Genomic DNA, 19,810 nt, shown 5'->3' on the forward strand with positions numbered 1-19,810 from the left:
GTTTAGAACCCCCCCAGCCCCCCTTAGCAAGGGGGGCTGGGGGGGTTCTAAACCGCTCACACAGTCCCACAAATGGCGATTTTCCCCGCGAGCCACACAAATAAATCGATGTTTTTGACCGCAATTTTTCACAGCCAAATTAAAGGAAACAGGCTCTAAAATTTCTGGGACAATTTGACGTTCCGACTGTTCTGCGGCCTCTGCTGCAATCCTTCTCCAGCGATCGACCTTTTGAGAACTAGGTTTGAGCAAAGTGCGATCGCTCGTCACCGGCACAATACTAGCCACACCCAGCTCCGTTGCCTGCCTGACAACCTCATCAAAGCCATTTCCCTTGGGCAATGCGGCCATCAAAGTTACTGTCACCGGAAGCTCCCCGTTCGCGGCAATCTCCTCTGTTATCGAGGCAAATAACCCGGTTTCGCTGGCTGCTAGAATTGCTAACCACCAATGTCCGCGGCCGTCCATCGCAATAAATCGATCGCCCGCTTGCAGCCGCAGCACCCGATTTAAATAATGCTGTTGTTCTTTAGTTAAATCGATTTGGTTAGCACAAATTTGGGCGGCGGTAACTGCTAATCTTTGTAATTGAGCCATTGAATTTTAGATTGCTCGTTTTCTATTAGATTTTTTTATTTAACCGCAGAGAGCGCAGAGAACGCTGAGGAAGAGAGGAGATGGATTGTTTATCTGATGTATTTCTTAGTCTCGCGTTGCGCGGACATCGTTTGACAAGAAGCGATTTCAATCGGCTCATAAATATTAAAGGCAAAGCATTTACAACCTGAATTATTTGACAAATTCAAGTTTTTTTTCTGCAAATGCTCTGCCCTTATGTTACTTTTGCCTAAACTCTATTTGATGCGATCGAAAATTGACAATCGTAAATCGGCTTATCCTTCCTCCTTAATCTTCTTCAGATAAGTGGAAATCGCCTCTGTTGCTAGCTGTGTAATCGGCTTGCTCTGACGGGCGGCTTCTTCCTTGAGTTCGTTGTAGATTTCATCGCGGACGCTAATTCGACGGCGGACTTTGCCGCCAGCAGTAGCAGTCTCATTCTCTTCGCCGTTACTAGACGTAACATCTAAATCATTTATCTCAGTTGTCATCGAGTCAGCAGATTGGTGATTGGTTACAAATTGACGGATAGATTCTAACCCAACACGATCGCAAAAATTGCCAAAACTCTCGCTCAATTGTCGTTTTTGCTTAAAATAGATAAAAATCGGCTCCAGAAAAGCTTCAAAATCATTTACGTGCAGCTTTTGCTCAATTGGCTGTGCCAGCCGCGTTTGGTCTGGGGAACCGCCCAGCCAAATCTGGTAGGATTCCGGTGCACTCCCGACAAACGCCAATTCTGCTAAATAAGGGCGGGCGCATCCGTTGGGGCAACCGGTCATCCGCACCACAAAATGCTCGTCTTCTAAACCAACTTTGGTCAAAAGTGCCCGAATTCGCTCTAAAAAGCTCGGCATCACGCGCTCGGACTCGGTAATCGCCAGCCCGCAGGTCGGCATTGCCGGACAGGCCATCGCATAGCGTGCTATGGGGTCGATGGCCGTTTCCCGCTGAATGCCGCAGCGATCGAGTATTCCCTGAATTTCCTGTTTGAAATCCGGCGAAATATCGTAAATCAAAACGTTTTGGTGGGGCGTTACCAGCATCGGCACATTGTACTTCTGCACGATTTCCCGCAAAGCCGTTTTTAACTGAAATGAACCTTCGTCCTTAATTCGGCCATTGTCTATGGAAATGCCGACAAACAGCTTGCCGTCGCCTTGTTCCTGCCAGCCCAAGAAATCCAAATACTTCCAATCAGGCAGGGGTTTAAACGCTTCTAGCGGCTTGCCAAAATATTCGGCTACTTTTGCCCGGAACCACTGCAGGCCTTTGTCGTTAATCAGATATTTCAGTCGCGCGTGTCGTCTGTCTGTGCGATCGCCAAAATCTCTTTGCGTTGCTACAATTGCCTTGACCAAATCGTAAACATCATCCTTGGCAACATAGCAAATCTCATCCGCAAGCCGCGCAAAAGTTTCTTCTTTATTGTGAGTGCGTCCCAAACCGCCGCCGGCATACACATCAAAACCTTGCAACTCGCCAGCTTCATTGGTAATTACCACCAAGCTCAAATCTTGAGAGTACAAATCAACCGAATTGTCTCCCGGTACAGTAACAGAACACTTGAACTTGCGCGGCATATAATGGGTGCCGTAAATCGGTTCTTCCTTGTCGTGAAAGATTGTGCCGTTACCGTTTCGCTGTCTGGCGGCCTTGACTGCTGGGTCTTCCTCGCCTGAAACAGCCTTTTCGCCATCCAGCCAAATTTCGTAATAAGCACCGGTTTGCGGTGCTAGCAAATCGGCCACATTGTTGGCGTATTGCAGCGCATACTCGTATTCTGGGCGATTTTTGTACGGTGCTGGCGGTGCCATGACGTTGCGGTTCAAGTCGCCGCAAGCTCCCAAGGTTGACCCCATATTTTGTATAATTGAGGAAAACACTGCTTTAAGATTTTTCTTCAACACGCCGTGCACTTGGAAACCTTGGCGCGTTGTGACGCGGAGGGTGTGGTTGCCGTATTCTTCGGATAGCTTGTCTAATGTAAGATATAGTTCTGGGGGCACGAAACCGCCGGGATTGCGCGTGCGGAGCATGAACTGATAGTCTTTTTCTTGTCCTTTAACTCGATTGTCGCGGTTGTCTTGCTGGTACGAACCGTGAAATTTAAGAATTTGAAGCCCTTCTTCGCTGAAGTGGGTTGTTTCTTGTAAAATTTCAGTCGCAATCGGTTCTCGCAAATAGTGGCTGCGTTCTTTGAGACCTTCTGATTTTGAGGGCTTGCGCGCCACGGGCGTTGAAGTCGAAGATGTGATCATGGGAATGTATAGTGCCAGTTATAATTAGATACAGCCGATTGAATATTTCTTGACAATTTGACACTTGACAAGTTTTCACTTGACAAATTTCCTCAGAAATGCTGTGTCGGATCTGTTGAAAACTCGGTTAATAACTAAGTTAACAACGGTAATCCGGTAGGAATTCTGATGTTGTTCAATTGTAACACGATCGAACCGGGGCTGAAAAATGGTAATTAAGAGCTTATACTTTCGCTAGCATAACTGCCGGAAACTTTAGAAATAATTAACCTCAACCTTTGAAACTATGTCACTGTATGACGAAGACACCTTTGTGGTGTTAGAAACAAACCAGCCGGAGCAGTTTGTGACGGCGGCGGAATTATTAGAAAAGCTGAAAGCGGTCTTAGCCGCGGAACATGAAGATTTGCCACAGGATTTGCTCAAATTATCTTCTGTGGAAGAACAAGCTAAGTATTTAATTGATACTTATTGTGAATTAGATGTCGGCCCCGGAAAATTTTTGCAGTGGTATGCAGTGCGTTTAGAAAAGTAATTTTGGTTATTTGTTATTTGTTATTTGTTATTTGTTATTTGTTGCTTGTTAGTTATAATAACCAATCACCAATAACACTAATCACCAATAACACTAATCACCAATCACCAATAACAAATAACCAATAACAACTAACTATTCTTCCAACTGTTGGACAGATGATACTTCAACGGCGGTAACGTCGATCGTACCGGGCGGTGTCAAGCGGCTAAAATGACCTTCCTCTATTTTCAAAGGTTCGCCGCAGTTGGCACACTGAAACTGAGTTTGATTTAAAGCTGTAAATTCGTACTGACAAACTGGACAATTGTCTTCAATTAAATTGCGTTTCAGCCACCACTGAAGTGCGAAAAATGCGACTACAGGTGTTAGTAGCAACAAACCTACTACAATCAATACTGATTTAACTATCCAACCCAAACCAATTGAACCCAACACGCAGGCGATGCCCAGCAGTATCAGCCAATTGCTAATACGGGGTAGATTTAAAGATATTTTGGGGGTGCCTTGGTTCACGGTGGTCTCCTTTGGTGTCTTTGCGGGTAGGCATAACTCTATCCTACTGAGAAATTCACGCGGTCGATCGAGTTAATTTGGCTATTGTACAGACCGAAACCGCTCTCTACAGCATAAGTCGATCGGAGTCAGAGGGTTGAAAAATCCCTTGTAAAGATTGACAAAGCGATTGAAAACTATATTTTGCCAGGGTTTGTTCCCTCAACCAAGGGCGATCGCACCTTCGATCCTCTCCTCGCAAAATTTCTACACAAGCAACCGCTACTGCTGCCGAATCTCGGTGAGGAACTCGCCATCCCAGTTTACCATCTTGCAGCGGATCTGCCGAACCGTCCGCGTCCCCCGCCAGCACCGGTACTCCGCAAGCTAAAGCTTCCAAATAAGCTATACCGAAGCCTTCCTGGGAGGGCATTACATAGGCATCCGCCAACTGGTAATGTTCTGCTAAATTTTGTGTCGGTACAAAACCCGCAAATATTACTCTTTGGGCTACTCCCAAATCGGCGGCGAGTTTAGCTAATCTCGGGCGATCGTCCCCGCGTCCAATAACTAAGTATTTCACATTGGGAAAACTTTTGGCAATTTCCGGCAAAGCTTGAATTGTGACATCGACTCCTTTGTAACTATCGTGCGATCGCAATCTAGCTACAGTTATTAATATTTTAGCACCAACCAGATCGTATTTTTCTAATAAATGCAAAGGTTTGGGCCCCGTAGTAAATATATTTTCATCTACAGTACAAGGCACTATTTGGAATTTGTCAGGATTTAAATTGTTAAGTTCGCAAGTGCGATTGCGCGTGTACCTGCTAATCGTCCAAATGCTGCCAGCGTCTCTCATTGCTATTTGATATTTTGGTGGCAGCAGTTCCCAAACTTCCTTGCCGTAAGTTAAAATTGTGTAGGGAATTCCCAGCGGCTGGCATAAGGTTTTAATTAGCGGTGCGAGTTTGATGTGACCGCAAAAAACCCGTTCCGGTCGTTTTTGCAGCAAACAAGTTAGCAATTTTGCGGCAAACTTAAGACGACCAAGCCAAACGAGATGAGTTTTTAGGTAAGAGAATTTGAGATTTTTTGACTCGAAGGGATTTGGGCAATCTGGAGAATCTCGCAATAGCAAAACTTCTGCTTGTGGCGGAAAGTTGTTTGCTGCGGTTAGTGACAGGTAAGCTTTCAGGATGTTTCGGGCGTAGGATTGAATGCCGCCTTCGCTGGAAAATATTTCTAGGAAACAGAATAGGTGATTTGTCGATCGCATTTTTCTCCCGATAAGAAGACTGGGCGGTTTCAACCGCCGTCTTATCTTAACTTTCCTGCGAGCCCAAACAACAAAAAGCCCCTCACCATCGCTGGTTAGGGGAGAAAATTATCAGGGTGCATCTACTAATGAGCTTACTATAGCATCATTTTGTGGGGTGTCACCCCTGATGGGTGACACCAACGCCAATATTTAATGAGAATAAGTTATAGTTGAGGTACTAAATGATTGCTAAAGCTTGTATGTCTGAGGATATAGTCCCTGTTAACCTAAGATGAGACAGACGCAAGAATCCTCAAAAAGCCTGTGAATTCGTAGATTTATGCTTGCCAAAGCCAATATTTTCCACGAAATCGGGTTTCCGATCGCAAATCCTTATAAAATTTAAAATTTAGAAAAAATCTGTGCTAGACCTCAAATTAATCCGAGAAAACCCGCAAGCCGTAGAAGAAAGCCTCAACACTAGAGGAGGCAGCTATGAAATCGAGCCGATTTTGCAATTAGACAAACAGCAGCGGGAGTTGGAAAACAAGCGATCGCAACTGCAAGCCCGCAGCAACGAAATAGCCAAACTCATCGGCCAAAAAAGAAAATCGGGTTTACCCCTCGAATCCCCCGAAATTCAGACTTTGCAAGCAGAAGGCAACGAAGTCGGCGCGCAGTCGAACGAATTGCAAGCACAGGAAAAAGACCTCAAAGCTCAAATAGAAGCTTTATTGCTGCCCTTGCCCAACTTGCCGGGTAAATCAACCCCCTTGGGCAAAAACGAAGAAGAAAACATCGAAATTCGGCGCTGGGGAGACGAATACATTCCCCAAAATCCCGATATTTTGCCGCACTGGGAAATTGGCGAAAAACTAGGAATTATTAACTTTGAACGGGCAGTAAAAATCGCAGCCCCTCGATTTATCACTTTAATTGGAGCTGGTGCAGCCCTGGAAAGAGCGATTATTCAATTCATGCTCGACCGCCACACGAAAGCTGGTTATATAGAAGTAATTCCCCCATTTTTAGTCAACTCAGAATCTCTGACTGCTACGGGTCAATTGCCGAAATTTGCCGAAGAAAGTTTCAAGTGCGATCGAGACGATTTGTGGTTAATTCCTACTTCCGAAGTTCCGGTGGTGAATTTGTACAGGGGTGAAATATTGACAGCGGAACAGTTGCCAATTTATCACTGTTCTTTCACTCCTTGCTTTCGCCGAGAAGCTGGCAGTTACGGCAAAGATACACGGGGATTAATTCGGTTGCACCAATTTAATAAAGTAGAATTGGTGAAACTGGTGCATCCGAGTACCTCCGAGGCAGAACACGAAAAGCTCGTGCAGGATGCTGAGGGAGTTTTGCAGGCTCTGAAATTGCCTTATCGGACGATCGAGCTTTGTACCGGCGACTTAGGTTTCGCAGCAGCAAAAACCTACGATTTAGAGGTGTGGCTGCCGTCTGCGGGCAAATACCGCGAGATTTCGAGTTGTTCCAACGTCGCAGATTTTCAGGCGCGGCGGGCTAACATTCGCTTTAAAGAAGCGGGGAAAAAAGGCACTCAATTCGTGCACGCCCTCAACGGTTCCGGTTTAGCCGTGGGCCGGACAATGGCGGCAATTTTGGAGAATTACCAGCAGCCGGATGGGACGGTAAAAGTGCCGGAAGTGCTGCAACCTTATCTCAATCGCGAGGTTTTGTAAACTGCGAAGACGGGGCGGTTAAAACCGCCGACTTACAAATTTTTTAGCGCTTCCTTAATATCCAGCGCTAAAAATCTATCCAACGCTAAATACATCCAATAAAGAGATAGTTGAGCATCACTATTAGTCTTTTGAAAACCCAAAGCAAAACTCATTTTTTCGTACATCGGGTGAATGATTAGCGTATGCAAATCGCAAAGATTGGGAAAATCTTGTTTCATTTCTACTAAAACTTTCTGGATGTGTTCGAGAAAAATAACGCGGTATTCTTCTAAATATTGCGGATCTATCATCCAACTGCGAACAAATACTGACTGGCAATTTTCATCTCCCGGAAGCGCCATGATAAAAGGATCGATCTCAGCAGCAACCGAACTTAAATGCAGGCTTTTACTGGGTGCGTTAAAAAAATTAACTTCCGATTCGGCTGCGGTGGGATATAATAGGTAAAAACCTACAGGATTCAGATTGTCGCAGCGGCGCAAAACTCGCATTCCTTTTGAATATTTTCCTGCCAAAATTCGGAGAATTTTAGCAATTTGGTAGGGAACTGCGTTAGTGCTGCGGTTCATCCAGTTGTAATTGGTTGCTAGTAAATTTGCAACGGGAATTGCATCGCACCGAGGATTAAAATTATCTAATTTGAGTTTGACTGAATTTTCCGGCGGCGCGGGATCTAAAATTTCGGAAACTGGTTGAATTTGAATTGCTGTAGCGTTACCGTCAAAGTGTTTTGCGATCAATCCTAGTGCTGCTAATTTGTCTAACATCATGCCGGCGGCGCGATCGCTCCCGCGATCGGAATCGGAGTAAAATAGTTCTGCTGCTTCCCGATGAGTGCACTGCACTTCTGTTGCTAGCAATTCCAGTTTAACCAGCGGCGGTTTGAGGCTGGGCTGGCTTTCCTGAAGCTGTTTGACTGATAAGTAAATCCAAAGCCGTATAAAACATTCAGCCCTAGTGCGAGTTACGCCTACTCGTTTCATCAACAGCGAAACAGCCGCGCGGCGCTGTGATTGAGAATACCAAGCATCTAGTGAAGCAATATCCATTTGAGTCGGGAAGCAGCGAAGGAACTTTAGTTACATATTGGCTCAATTTTACAAAAAACTTCACCCCGCTTCACATTACTTCTTGCTACTGTTGCTCAACTTGTCTGATTTCGCCCAACTCTACAATATAACTGGTGACTCCTTGCAAGTTCGCTGCTTCCCAAAGCACAATTAATTTTAGATATTTTCGGGCTGGATTTACTCAGCAAATCCACCTAATTAAACGTAAAATACGAATTGCTATAAAGCTTTCCGTGTATGTCTTCTTCCTTCTTCCTTCTTCCTTCTTCCTCTTCCTTCTTCCGACGGACTTACATCCGTTACATCCGTTACATCCCGTACATTGCTCGTTGCCGAACTTCCTTCTTCCTTCTTCCTTCTACTTGAGGTTGACAGTATGTACAGTGCTTATATCAATCGGATTGGAAAATTTTTGCCCGGAAAACCAATTAATAATGATGAGATGGAGGAGTATTTGGGCAAAATTGCCGATCGCCCTTCGCGAGTCAGACAGCGCATTCTCAACAGCAACGGGATTAAACAGCGCTATTACGCGATCGACAAACAGCAGCAAACATTGTATTCTAACAGCCAAATGGCAGCTTTTGCCGTCCGGGATGCGATCGCCCAGACAAATTTGGAACCGGGGGCGATCGACTTACTAGCCTGCGCCACCACTTTACCAGACTTATTAGTACCGGGATTTGCCAGCACAGTACACGGCGAACTTTCCGAATTATCTCCCCTAGAAATAGTTTCAACTCAAGGAGTTTGCTGTGCCGGAATTACCGCATTAAACTACGCCGCATCTCAACTCGAACTCGGAAAAAAACAAACAGCAATCGCCGTAGCTTCCGAATTTCCCTCACGTTTGTTCAAAAACACCAAATTTGAAGCAGAAACATCAGTCCAAGCCGGAAAATCCCTACCTTTCGATACAGAATTTCTGCGCTGGATGCTATCAGACGGTGCCGGAGCATTTTTGCTGCAAAACCATCCCAACGCAACAGGAATTAGTTTAAAGATAGAATGGATCGAGCTAACTTCCCACGCCAACGCCTATCCAGTTTGTATGTATTCAGGATTAGCAAACGAAACAGCAACTAAAAGCTGGTTAGATTATTCTTCCTACCTCGATGCAGCCGCAGCGGGAGCTTTTGACTTGCGGCAAAATATTCGCTTGCTCGACAATGTAATGCAATTAGGCGTTGAAGGTTGGCTGAGCTTGATTAAAGCAGGGAAAGTTTTTCCGCAGGAAATCGACTGGCTGCTGTGCCACTATTCCTCTCACTTTTTCCGGGGACAAATTGTGGAACTTCTGGAACAAGCAGGCTGCATGATTCCTGAAGAAAAATGGTTTACCAACTTGTACACCAGGGGAAATACAGGCTGCGCGTCGATTTATTTAATGTTAGAGGAATTGTTCAATTCTGGCAAGTTGCAGCCAGGACAAAAAATCTTTTGTTTTGTCCCGGAAAGCGGCCGCTTTACAACGGCTTACATGATGTTAACTGTTGTGGAAAATACCAAGAAATCTAGGATTTCTCAAATCTCTAAATCCGTTGATGTTCCCGCAGCTTCTCCTCTCGAAAGCCTTAAACCGGAAAATCCCCACTCTCCGCAAGCTTATTTGTTGCGGGAGTTAGCCGGGATTTGGCTGAAGTTCGATCGCTCCATTCGTTCTGTTCCCATTGTCCGCAAATTGTACCGGGGAGAGTTTACAATAGAAGACTATCAAGCTTTGTTGTGCAATCTCCGCCCGCAAGTTGTCGAGGGTGCTCGCTGGATTGCGCGTGCTGCTTCTAACATGACTGACTTCCGCCTGCGATCGACTTTTATCGGCCACGCCCAAGACGAACACCGCGACTATCAAATGCTAGAAAAAAATTATGTTTCTGTCGGCGGCGAGTTGTCAAAAATTGTCGAATATGATAAGAATATTGGCAGCGAAGCTTTATCAGCTTTTATCTTCCACCAAGCATCGCGGGAAAATCCGGTCGATTTAATTGGCAGTATGTTTATAATCGAAGGATTGGGAAATCGGTTGGCCGGAAAGTGGGCAAAAGAAATTAAGGAAACTCTCGGTTTGCAAGACGAACAAGTATCGTTTTTAGCTTATCACGGAGTTAATGACGAGTCGCATTTAGCCAAATTAGAAAATTTAATTAATGCCGAATGGATGACGGATTATATCGCCCGCCGCATTGTCAAAACCGCCCGCGTTACTGCTCGTTTATATTTGCTGCAATTGGAGGAAATTTGCTAATGCAAAAGCTGCAAACACAAGATGCCGAAAATTTCCAGGATGAGCGGAAAATTCCTTATGCTACGAAACCCTACAACCGCCGAGATCCGAATGTTTGGGATGTCCTGTTTTGCGATCGGTCAATTCCCGTCGATTCCGTTGCAAAAGCATATATGATAAGGGATTTGCAAAACTGGACTCGCAGTTATTTGCTCATCCCGATTAAAGTAATTGCTAACTTGTTGCTGGCGGTAATTATGACAACAAAGCGCCTGTTGCCATTTCAATTTCGCGCTTACACTTTAATGCACAAATCTGCCGCATTTTTCCTAAATAACTTTGTATCGCCAGAAGCTTGTTATTTAATTGTGCGGCACATAAACGCGGGTTCTAACATTATCAACTTCTTGATTGATAACGGTCCGGACACCCAGATTGAAAAATCAAAACTTTATCCGCGCACAGTTAGCGATTTAGCTGACAATGCCTTTCTCGAACACGACTTAATTCTGTATAACTTTGTCTGGGATTACAACCAGGCTATGCTGACAAATCCCAACTGGTTGCAGATTGTCAAAAAACGGGGAATTAATTATGATAGTATTCAACCTGTGGAAGTTGAAATTGATTTTGAAAAACGCAGGTGGCTGAGGATTCTGGATTTAGAATCTGCGATCGAATTGTTTAAAGTATTTTATTCTCTGTGTTTGACTAGCGACGAATTTGCGCGAGCAGTGATGTCGCTTCAGTTAGATGAAAACTTTGGAGTGTACGTCAGCGAAATTACGGAAAATTGCGATTGGAATCATGTAATTGTGAACCGCCATCCGCTAGCGCCAAACAGTCCGTTTAATGCAGCGCGCGACTTGTTTTTGCACGGGATAATTTCGGAATATCTCTATCGGTACTTGGAACTGCGAAAAGAGATGAGCAATGCTGAAAATTAGAATTCATTAGCTCTGGCATAAAAACAATTATAGCCTTTCTCAGAAAGATGAGGTGATGTCGGGCATTGGGCATTGGCCCGCGCAGGGCATTGGGTATTGGCCCGCGCAGGGCATTGGGTATACCTCACTTTTTTGATAACCGCTATAAATAGGTTCCTAGCGAGGACTTTAGTCTGCATAAAACCCAAAATAATAAAGGAGAGCATCTCAGTTTGGTAAAAATGAAATGCTCCCAATTTTACTCGGAACAATTGCTCGATATGATAGGATTTGCTTAATCATCGAAAACCTCTAAGCTTATGTACCCAAGGAGTTGCCAAACATTGTTGATTTTTAGCTCTAATCACAAAGAAATATCAAGCTGCGGCTAGCTGTGAATTTTCCCCTACTTTCGACAAATCATGAACCACAATCCACTTACCTGTAATCGGATCGCGGTAAGTGATAAACGGATTAGATTTTAAAGGTTCACTGCAAGATTTAATTGCCATTTGTCCACACTCCTTAGAAATTGTCCTCAATAACTTCTACTACAACCCTATAATTTAATAATCGGCTATTTTGCCTAAAATCTGCGTGATTTATTCCTCAACAATAAGTGATATTTTAGGTGATTTTGGGTGATACATAACACGGCTTAATGTGATTGAAAGCTGCATTGGATGTGAGCAGTATCACCAACACTCGGAAAAACAACTCAGCCTTATGCTCTTTAGCCTTTACCTTCAAAACAGCCACTATTTTCAGTGAATATCTGATATTATTAAGTAAGGTAAAGACGTTTATCAGAGATCGCCCTCACAAATTTATGGTGCTATTTGGATTTGGCAAAAAGTCGAGCCTGCCCTCTCCCCAAGAGGCATTACCGGGACGGGCAGAGTCGATGTCGGTACCGGCAGCTCACTTTGTTAACGGCAATCCGCTAAAACCTCCCTTTCCAAACGGCATGGAAACTGCCGTGTTTGGCCTGGGCTGTTTTTGGGGCGCGGAACGGAAATTTTGGCAGCAAGAGGGAGTTTTTTCGACGGCTGCGGGCTACGCGGCGGGGATTACTCCGAATCCTACTTATAACGAAGTTTGCAGCGGGATGACGGGACACAATGAAGTTGTTTTGGTTGTGTTCGATCCGAAGGTAGTGAGTTACGAAACGCTGCTCAAAGTTTTTTGGGAAAGTCACAATCCGACTCAAGGAATGCGTCAGGGTAATGATTCGGGTACTCAATATCGATCGGGCATTTACACCTATTCAGCCAAGCAAAAACAGCTAGCTGAAGCTTCGCGCGATGCTTACCAGCAAGCTCTGACGGCGGAAGGTTACGGCAAGATTACCACGGAAATTATGGAGGCTCCTGAGTTTTATTACGCAGAAAGCTATCACCAGCAGTATCTTGCTAAAAACCCGAACGGTTATTGCGGTTTGGGCGGTACTAAGGTTTGTTTGCCTGCTATGTCTCAGGCTTAAAATTTTACGCGCCTTATGGATAGGGACAAATAGATTGGGACACCACAATGTTGCGTTTCTACAACATATTTCATGATACAACATTGTGGTATCTCTACAAAATATTTGGCGGGCTGTTGCTGCTAGCCCGCCATAAATATCAGGGTAGATTAGTAGTTGAAAATAGGTGAGAAATGCTGATGGGTGTTGTAATTATCAATCTACTAATATCTATGGTGTGTTTTTATATAGCTGCGAGAGTGTGGAAAATCAGGCGGACGATCGCACTTTTGGAGTTTCGGATTGCAGCAATCGATCGCTGTAGCAGCAATGTCCTGGGTAAATCACCGGATTTTTTTGCTAAAAGGCAACAAGGTGCTCATCAACTGCGACGGAATTATCAACAACTGGAATTGCAACTGCAACAGGTTCGGCAACTTTTGGGATTGGTGGGTTTGGGGCGAATGCTCTGGTCCAGGCGCGATCGAGCTTTGAGGTAAGCTATCCTAAAACCTATGGAGAGAGAGTAGTTATAAAAATGTCATCTAAACGTTCGGGATTATTTATTGGCGGTCTGTTGGTGGGTTCTGCGATCGGGGCCGTGACTGGGTTGCTGATGGCGCCGCGACCGGGCAAGGAGACGCGGCAGATATTGAAAAAATCGGCCGAGGCAATGCCTGCGTTGGCGGAGGATTTATCCAGTAGCGTGCAGTTGCAGGCCGATCGACTTTCGGAAACTGCACTGCGTAATTGGGACGAAACTTTGGTTAGACTCAAAGAGGCGATCGCGGCCGGTTTGGAAGCAACTCAGCGGGAACGCCAAACACTGTCGGAAACTGAAGCCGAAGTCAGTCCTGCGTCGCGCCCTCCCATCCGCTAATTGACTTAGCTGTTGGGGACGGGCAGGATACCCGTCCCACAAGAATTTCATCAAAATTGACGGTAAAATTAGATCCACATTTCCTGATGAAATCCCAAACCCTCCATCCCAGATACAAGTGAGCGATCCCATCTTTTGGTTAGGACTTTCGATTTTGCTAGTGGCAGTTAGCCTGACTGCTGTATTAGTGACTTTAATACCTGCGGTGCAAGCATTGACACGGGCAGCGCGCAGCGTGGAAAAGCTGGCTGACACGCTTTCTCGCGAGTTTCCGCCGACTTTGGAGGCGATTCGGTTGACGGGGCACGAAATTAGCGAGTTGACGGATGATGTTAGCGATGGGGTGCAAAGTGCGGGGGAGGTTGTCAAACAGGTCGATCGCAGTATTGGTAGTGCGAAGAAGCAGGCGCACAACGTGCAGGTGACAACTCGCAGCGTCGTGAGTGGGATTAGGGCTGCTTGGAAAACTTTAACTCGCCGGCCGTCGATTTCTGGGACAAATCGCCGTTCAGATCGGTTGTCGGCGAGTCAAAGAAGTGCGATTTCGCTGAGGGATTCGGGTTTGGATGACAGGTATTCTGGGAGTAATCGGGAATCGCCGAGGTTGAGGAGTGGCGAGGGTTTGGGTTTAGCGGAGGATGCGGAAGATTTTGAGGAAGTGTCGAAGGATTCTTGATTCCACCAAATTCCTCAACTTCCCTCAAGAGCACAGCCCTCCCACCAGCAAGAATTCTTATCCATAAAATCCATCAAAGCATCATACTTAGGCGAACCCTTTTGTTCCACATACTCCAAAGCCCCCCAACTTCCCCACTTACTAAATCCACCCACGTCCACGAAGTGCATGAAAAGACTGCCTCCAGCTTGCTTCCAACTATTGAGTAATTGGGTGTACATATCATACATTTCTGGACGCCTATTTAATTCCATAAAAAACTTGGTCAGTTTTTCGTTATTCTCAACTCCTTCAATACCTACAATATGTTGACCGCCCTCGTAAACAAATAACTTGAGACCTTTCTTTTTAGCCACATCTAAGAAATACCTAAAGTCATTATCAACATCGGGCAAACTATCTTTAAATCCAGGCAGCAACCCACCCTCTTTTAATTGCTTAAAAGCTTTGCCAAAGCCACCATCTGCGTCATTCAACCAAGACTCTACTGTGCTGACACTTTCTTTCCCGCCCAAGTTGCCGCTAAAATATCCAGCTATGGCTAGGGCATCAATGCCGTGTTGATAACAAGGTTTATTGCCCTCAGCTACCCAATAGGGACAATCTAAAGCATAGGTTTCTAACTCTCTCCAGGCTCTTTGAGTTCCCAAAACGCAGACAACTCGATTCTTTTGATCCCCAAAAACACCTTTCCAAATATCGCACATTTGAGCATTACGCATCCCGTGCCATTGCATAAAAGCATCGCCTTTATCTCCCCACTTCGCTTTACCTTGTTCCAAAGCATAATTGGATTGGGGAAATGACCAATTCCAAACCTCATTAGAATACTCTACATAAACTTTCAGCTTTGGATCTAAACTATCTTTGACCGTTTTAGCAAAGTTAGTCATATATTCATCCGTAGCCTGATGCGGCATATTAAACCAGGGTTCTGCTTCGAGTTTGTTAGATAAATTCACCATAACTTCTATGGGGACATTTCCTCTGTAAGCATAGGATACACTCTCTGGTTTAGGTCGCTTTGACCATTCTTTTTGTTCGGAACCGTTTGTCCCCATCCAGTCCATAAAACGCAAGACTCTAAATCTTTTAATCTTGTCTATAAACAGCGGATTAAATATTTCACCGCTTTGATAAAGCTGTTCATCTTGGGAGTGAACAACTTTAATATTGCGGATATAATTCCCTGTTTTATTGGGATCGGTAGCAGTAATTATAATCATGATGCCTCCGCCTTGTGTGGCATCGACATTAATGATATCCCTACCTGGTTTCGACGCAGCCTCATCTTTTTTGGCATCAAAGTTATATTCGATCGCACCCTCACCCTCATAAGTGACAATATATTGCCCTGAAGGATAGAGATTGGGGATTTCCCTGAGTAATAGGGTACTTACCCTCGTATATTTAGGAGCATCTTCGGGGGATGGGAGAGATTTCACCCACCCATTTTCATCAAGATTTAAAAGATTATATTCTTCTGTATCCCATTCACCCTTACAGTTGGGTTCTCCGCTGACGCATTGAGTTATCCATTGTCTAGAAGATTTGAAAGCATCTAAAAAGGGTAATTGTGTTGAGTAGTCAGCAATTCCACTAAGCCCAATTCCTAAAGAAGAGTTAGAATTTGAGGCATTTTTGATATCTGCACGTACAGCTACTTTGTGATCCGTTGGCTGACTTTTGGGAGCAATGTTAGTTGTTAAAGCCCAACATCCGGGAATGAAAATGACAAAAATTAATAAACCAAGGACAAAGCCCAGAGCTTTATTTTTCGAGCGTATATTTAATCGAGACATAAATTTGACTAAAAGTTTGATTGTTTTTGGTAAAAGTGAAGCGGGTAAGACTGTTTTATTTTTGATATTTTAACAAAAAAGTTCTTTTCAAACAATCAGCTATAAGATTATTAACATTTTGGCCTCTCAGTGGAGGGGCGATCGCCCATCTAACCGTCTCGATTCAAGTCTTCGGTTTTTGGAGTTTCTGAAGTTGAGGGGAATGTTAATTGGATGTTGATATCCATTGATATTGTACTTTCTTTAAAAGCTATACCAACTATTTTTACTAATGCTTCTGTTGGTAAAGAATTATTCATTTGAAATTCTGAAGAAGAGAGAGTTTTATATCCGGCTTCCTGTAGCCGATCGCAAATATTGCGCCAATTTCCTACAGGTTCGTTAGGTACATCTGCGAGTTTTTTCACATACTGGTATAAAGTTTTACATAAATAAACCTCTGCACTTTTGGAAGTCTGAAACAGTTGGCGGGCGATTTCGGCGGGGCTGCAACCGGAAAGCAAGCCTCGGAGGTAGAGTTTTTCGGTTTCTGTGAGTCCCCGGCGCGATCGGGGTGAGATTTGCCGTTTAGCTTCTGCGAAAGCTTGGTATAGCCTTTCTAAGTCCCAGTGTTTGCCGGCTTCGGCAAATAAGTCTTCCTTTGATACCATTTTCGGGTGTGTTGAGATATGACTAACGATAGAATAACCGAAATTGCTAGCGTTTGTTAGTTGCTGGCTAACAATAGGTAGTCTAGTATTAAATTACCGACTCATTGTCTAAGTGCAAATACTTAGAGAAGCGCGAAAGTGCGATCGCGATCGTTCAAATTTTGCCTGTTTAATTAACTTTCGTTAGTCAAACAGTTAGTTTTTGTTCCTTACACTGAGGTATTTCAATGGCTAAAGGTGATGAAATAGCGAAAGCTGCAGGTTCCGCTGCTGCGGGTGGTGCTGTGGGTGCTGGTGTGGTAGCTGCTACAGGTTTGACGGCAGTTGGTGCCGTTGGCGGAGGTGCTGGTATTGGTGCTGCTGCTGGGCCCGTTGGTGTAGCCGTAGGTGCGTTGGCTGGTTTGGCATTTTACGGGATCAGCAAGGCTTTTTCTGATTAAAGCTTGAATCGCGCCAGGGACTTAAGTCCCTGGCTAATAACTAGGTTGTTGATATTTAGCGCTTGTTCCACGAGTCCGCCAGGAGTTTAAACCCCTCGCGGATAGGTTGGTAAGCGCACAATCTATATCAATTTGAACCGCGAATTTCTAGCTCTAACTTAGCCCGTCCCTCAACTAAAAAGTGTCAACTTATGTCTTCTCAAGAATTTCAAGCAGCATACACCAGTATTGACAGTACAGGCACTTTCCTCTTACAATATCTCAAAGAATTCCGTGACGGACTCCGCGCTCAGGGAGACGACAACCAAGGGCTACAAAGCATTGAAAACGAGATCGACAAAGCTTTAAATGCTTTGCAACATCAGAAGTATCAAGTAGCCGTCATAGCAGCAATGAAAGCTGGCAAAAGCACCTTCTTAAATTCTATCATCGGTGCTGATGTGCTGGCGAGTGAAACTGCCGCCTGTACCATCTGCCGTACAGATGTCCGACACATTAAACCAGGCGAAACTCCTAAACTTTTAGAGTATCGAGAAGGAGAAAGAAAGCCAGTAATTCTTGTTGAGGGTGACGCAGGCGAAATTCAGCAAAAATTCCTGCTGCGTACCCGTGAAATCCGAGAAAAAGGCAATCCCGATAACACTACACGCTTTGAGATAGAGCATCCGATTGAAGCAATTAGTGAGTTATCTTCTCTCACAGGCTTTACTCTAGTTGATACTCCCGGCCCTAATGAGTGGGAGTCTGCAAACTTCAACATTAATGCACTGAAGCAGACAGCACTAGAAGCACTGCGAACCTGCAATGCCATTCTGTTTGTTTTAAACTACGCTTCCTACAAAGATAATGCAATTGCCGATTTGTTTAAGGATGTTGTCGAAAATCGCAAAGACTTTATAGCTGAGAACACGGGAAAAATTTATTTTATCCTGAACAAAATTGACCAGAAGACAGAGAGAGACAGAGAAATTGCTGATGTCATCAAGGATTTAGAACGATAGTTAGTTGGCTTTGGCTTTTGCAATCCAGTTATTTACCCTGCTAGTTCTCGACAAGGACTTTTAGCGAAACTGATTCAGCAAGAAAAAGCCACTGACAAGGAGATCAAAGATTTTGAGGATTTCTTTAGTGCCAAATATGCTGAGAGAGATGAAAAAGGTAGGAGAGTAATTCCTTTACCTGAAGAGATTGCACCAAGAGCTTTGCAAGATAGTGGTATCCTGAACATTCAAGAAACAGTCATTCAAAGGATTACTCAAAATTCAGGCTGGAATCTATTGACTGAGGTTTTGGCAGAAATTGATAAAGCTGCTAAGGCAATTGAGGATACTCTGAATACAGAAATTAAAGGTTGGGAAATGGGGATTGAATCCCTCAAACAAAAAGTAGAAGAGTACAGAATACGTTCAGAAAAAGCAACATACAAAGTTGAGTCAGTCAAAAAAGTTGTTGAGCAAGAAAAGCAAATACTAATCCGAGGATTTAGTCAAGGTATTGACACATTTGCCGATCGTGCTAAAGCCCAGATAGCCAGTGAAATTGATAAGATTGCCGAATCTCGCTCAGCTAAATCTCCTAAGTCAAAAAAAACTCCATTATTGCTCAAACCAGTAGAAGTTAAGACTAATAATGGGGGTTTTGGACAAATAGTGGGAGAAATTGGAGAAAGACTGTTAGGATTGATACCTTCTTTCGGTCCACTATTAGGAAAAGCATTCAAAGTCACTACGTCTTTGTTGGATGGACTGAGTGAGTCTATTCCAGAAGCTTTCAATACCTCTGTTTCTGAACAGATTGTTGATAGTGAAGAGTTTGATCCGTACATTATGCGGTGTAAAACTAAGGCTGAAGCTGAAAAAATAATTAAAACAATTAATGAGTTTTGTCCGCCATATATTCAAAGTTGGTGGATAGATACTCAGGATGAATTAGTTCGAGAGGGGACGAATATTCGCGAAAAATTGGCAATAATAATTCAAGAAGATATCCAAGAAATATCAGATGAATTATCTAATTATCTTGATGATGCTTTAGAAGTAAAACTGAACATAAACCCGATTCAGTTTCCAAGTTTTGATTTTCCCGGAATTGATGCACGAATTAAAGATGTACAAATGGCAGTGGTAGAAATAGAAAGAAAAAAAGGTAAAAAAAGTCGTTGTTGCGACTCGGATCTAGTCTATTATACTGATGAACCTGTTACCATAAATCGCAATTTCTTTGAAGTTAATTTACGACAAACATTAGAGTCAATAAATCTAAAAATAGGTCAGCAAACCTCTAGAAACAGAGATTTGTTAGAACGAGTTATTAACAAACAGGTTTCTACTGATTTCAGAAGTGCCGAAAAGCAAATCAATGATTATATCAACAGGTTTCAAAATGACTTCGATCGCGTCTTGAAGGAACGGAAAACGAAAGAATCTGAAGCACCAAAAATTCTGGCAAAGCTTGAGGCCAACAAAATTAAACTCAATGAATATCTCAGTGAATTGAATTCCATTCGTCAATCTCTCGATAGTTGGAAGCCAGTTAAGTAAAGTTAGAGAAAGTGCAATATCCCTTTTTCCCCCAAACAACCATGCATGGATCTCGCCTTTTCCATGTCGAATCCCAAAGGGGGTGAAGCGAAGCTATCCCGTAGGGAATCGCCCTTATTTTCCGAAAGTGCGATCGCTCTTATACCATGTCGAATCCCTGCATTGCGATCGCCCTTATTGTCCGAAAGTGCGATCGCCTTTCCCATGCCGAATCCCTGCATTGCGCTCGCTCCTTTCCATCCAGCTATCCCAAAAACGATCGCC

At 44.0% G+C, this 19,810-nt stretch carries 20 protein-coding genes; 11 read left to right on the forward strand and 9 right to left on the reverse strand.

The features are described 5' to 3' along the window. Together AACV78_RS04735 and sir are read right to left on the reverse strand one after the other, a co-directional pair. Positions 1 to 597: RsmE family RNA methyltransferase (locus AACV78_RS04735; protein ID WP_194074272.1), on the reverse strand; the 597-nt coding region annotated here is incomplete at its 3' end. 296 nt (positions 598 to 893) lie between these two features. Beyond that, the gene (sir, locus tag AACV78_RS04740) at positions 894 to 2,879 is read right to left on the reverse strand and encodes a sulfite reductase, ferredoxin dependent (RefSeq protein ID WP_194009026.1); all 1,986 of its coding nucleotides are present in this window, start codon (positions 2,877 to 2,879) and stop codon (positions 894 to 896) included. Positions 2,880 to 3,165: 286 nt separating this feature from the next. Between sir and AACV78_RS04745 the strand changes: the two genes are divergently transcribed. Next, entirely contained in the window at positions 3,166 to 3,414 is a 249-nt protein-coding gene (locus tag AACV78_RS04745; RefSeq protein ID WP_194009027.1) for a CRR7 family NDH-1 assembly protein, read from the forward strand. Between the two features lie 135 nt (positions 3,415 to 3,549). Here the strand turns inward: AACV78_RS04745 and AACV78_RS04750 are convergent, their stop codons facing one another. Together AACV78_RS04750 and AACV78_RS04755 are read right to left on the reverse strand one after the other, a co-directional pair. Beyond that, positions 3,550 to 3,930 (reverse strand): hypothetical protein, encoded by a 381-nt coding sequence (locus AACV78_RS04750; protein WP_194009028.1) that lies wholly within the window; start codon positions 3,928 to 3,930, stop codon positions 3,550 to 3,552. Between the two features lie 106 nt (positions 3,931 to 4,036). Further along, positions 4,037 to 5,188, reverse strand: coding sequence for a glycosyltransferase family 4 protein (locus AACV78_RS04755; protein WP_194009029.1), 1,152 nt, complete (start codon positions 5,186 to 5,188; stop codon positions 4,037 to 4,039). Positions 5,189 to 5,592: 404 nt separating this feature from the next. Here AACV78_RS04755 and serS point away from each other — a divergent pair, with 404 nt between their 5' ends. Next, positions 5,593 to 6,873 carry a serine--tRNA ligase gene (gene serS, locus AACV78_RS04760; RefSeq protein ID WP_194009030.1) on the forward strand — a complete coding sequence of 427 codons (1,281 nt, stop codon included), beginning with the start codon at positions 5,593 to 5,595 and terminating at the stop codon, positions 6,871 to 6,873. Positions 6,874 to 6,905: 32 nt separating this feature from the next. Here the strand turns inward: serS and AACV78_RS04765 are convergent, their stop codons facing one another. After that, on the reverse strand, positions 6,906 to 7,925 hold the full coding sequence (locus AACV78_RS04765) for a hypothetical protein (protein WP_194009031.1): 1,020 nt from the start codon (positions 7,923 to 7,925) through the stop codon (positions 6,906 to 6,908). 397 nt (positions 7,926 to 8,322) lie between these two features. Between AACV78_RS04765 and AACV78_RS04770 the strand changes: the two genes are divergently transcribed. Beyond that, positions 8,323 to 10,191 carry a 3-oxoacyl-[acyl-carrier-protein] synthase III C-terminal domain-containing protein gene (locus tag AACV78_RS04770; protein WP_194009032.1) on the forward strand — a complete coding sequence of 623 codons (1,869 nt, stop codon included), beginning with the start codon at positions 8,323 to 8,325 and terminating at the stop codon, positions 10,189 to 10,191. Then, positions 10,191 to 11,117, forward strand: coding sequence for a DUF6999 family protein (locus tag AACV78_RS04775; protein ID WP_194009033.1), 927 nt, complete (start codon positions 10,191 to 10,193; stop codon positions 11,115 to 11,117). The genes AACV78_RS04770 and AACV78_RS04775 overlap by 1 nt, the downstream gene beginning before the upstream one ends. A gap of 356 nt (positions 11,118 to 11,473) precedes the next feature. On the opposite strand, the gene AACV78_RS04780 is transcribed toward AACV78_RS04775, so the two are convergent. After that, on the reverse strand, positions 11,474 to 11,608 hold the full coding sequence (locus tag AACV78_RS04780) for a hypothetical protein (protein ID WP_255512929.1): 135 nt from the start codon (positions 11,606 to 11,608) through the stop codon (positions 11,474 to 11,476). A 317-nt stretch (positions 11,609 to 11,925) separates the two neighbouring features. Between AACV78_RS04780 and msrA the strand changes: the two genes are divergently transcribed. From msrA to AACV78_RS04800, 4 genes are all read left to right on the forward strand, one after another. Further along, a complete protein-coding gene (gene msrA / locus AACV78_RS04785; protein ID WP_194009034.1) occupies positions 11,926 to 12,579 on the forward strand; it encodes a peptide-methionine (S)-S-oxide reductase MsrA in 654 nt (217 codons plus the stop codon). A 179-nt stretch (positions 12,580 to 12,758) separates the two neighbouring features. Then, on the forward strand, positions 12,759 to 13,058 hold the full coding sequence (locus tag AACV78_RS04790) for a hypothetical protein (RefSeq protein WP_228042080.1): 300 nt from the start codon (positions 12,759 to 12,761) through the stop codon (positions 13,056 to 13,058). A gap of 38 nt (positions 13,059 to 13,096) precedes the next feature. Further along, the gene (locus tag AACV78_RS04795) at positions 13,097 to 13,438 is read left to right on the forward strand and encodes a YtxH domain-containing protein (RefSeq protein ID WP_194009036.1); all 342 of its coding nucleotides are present in this window, start codon (positions 13,097 to 13,099) and stop codon (positions 13,436 to 13,438) included. A gap of 118 nt (positions 13,439 to 13,556) precedes the next feature. Beyond that, on the forward strand, positions 13,557 to 14,114 hold the full coding sequence (locus AACV78_RS04800) for a DUF948 domain-containing protein (RefSeq protein WP_194009037.1): 558 nt from the start codon (positions 13,557 to 13,559) through the stop codon (positions 14,112 to 14,114). 14 nt (positions 14,115 to 14,128) lie between these two features. Here the strand turns inward: AACV78_RS04800 and AACV78_RS04805 are convergent, their stop codons facing one another. Then, positions 14,129 to 15,916, reverse strand: coding sequence for a cellulose-binding protein (locus AACV78_RS04805; RefSeq protein WP_194009038.1), 1,788 nt, complete (start codon positions 15,914 to 15,916; stop codon positions 14,129 to 14,131). Positions 15,917 to 16,065: 149 nt separating this feature from the next. Next, positions 16,066 to 16,566 carry a helix-turn-helix transcriptional regulator gene (locus AACV78_RS04810; RefSeq protein WP_194009039.1) on the reverse strand — a complete coding sequence of 167 codons (501 nt, stop codon included), beginning with the start codon at positions 16,564 to 16,566 and terminating at the stop codon, positions 16,066 to 16,068. 227 nt (positions 16,567 to 16,793) lie between these two features. Between AACV78_RS04810 and AACV78_RS04815 the strand changes: the two genes are divergently transcribed. The 3 genes from AACV78_RS04815 (at position 16,794) to AACV78_RS04825 (ending at position 19,546) form a co-directional block, all read left to right on the forward strand. Beyond that, complete coding sequence (locus AACV78_RS04815; RefSeq protein WP_190738034.1) at positions 16,794 to 17,006, forward strand: hypothetical protein; 213 nt, start codon at positions 16,794 to 16,796, stop codon at positions 17,004 to 17,006. Between the two features lie 191 nt (positions 17,007 to 17,197). Continuing rightward, positions 17,198 to 18,007 carry a dynamin family protein gene (locus tag AACV78_RS04820; protein ID WP_228042081.1) on the forward strand — a complete coding sequence of 270 codons (810 nt, stop codon included), beginning with the start codon at positions 17,198 to 17,200 and terminating at the stop codon, positions 18,005 to 18,007. A gap of 201 nt (positions 18,008 to 18,208) precedes the next feature. Beyond that, complete coding sequence (locus tag AACV78_RS04825; protein WP_228042082.1) at positions 18,209 to 19,546, forward strand: hypothetical protein; 1,338 nt, start codon at positions 18,209 to 18,211, stop codon at positions 19,544 to 19,546. A 2-nt stretch (positions 19,547 to 19,548) separates the two neighbouring features. Here the strand turns inward: AACV78_RS04825 and AACV78_RS04830 are convergent, their stop codons facing one another. Further along, positions 19,549 to 19,767, reverse strand: a complete 219-nt coding sequence (locus tag AACV78_RS04830; protein WP_194009040.1) for a hypothetical protein — start codon at positions 19,765 to 19,767, stop codon at positions 19,549 to 19,551. Between the last annotated feature and the right edge of the window lie 43 nt (positions 19,768 to 19,810).

The sequence above is a fragment of the Tychonema sp. LEGE 07196 genome, from assembly GCF_963890365.1.
Classification (GTDB): Bacteria; Cyanobacteriota; Cyanobacteriia; order Cyanobacteriales; family Microcoleaceae; genus Microcoleus.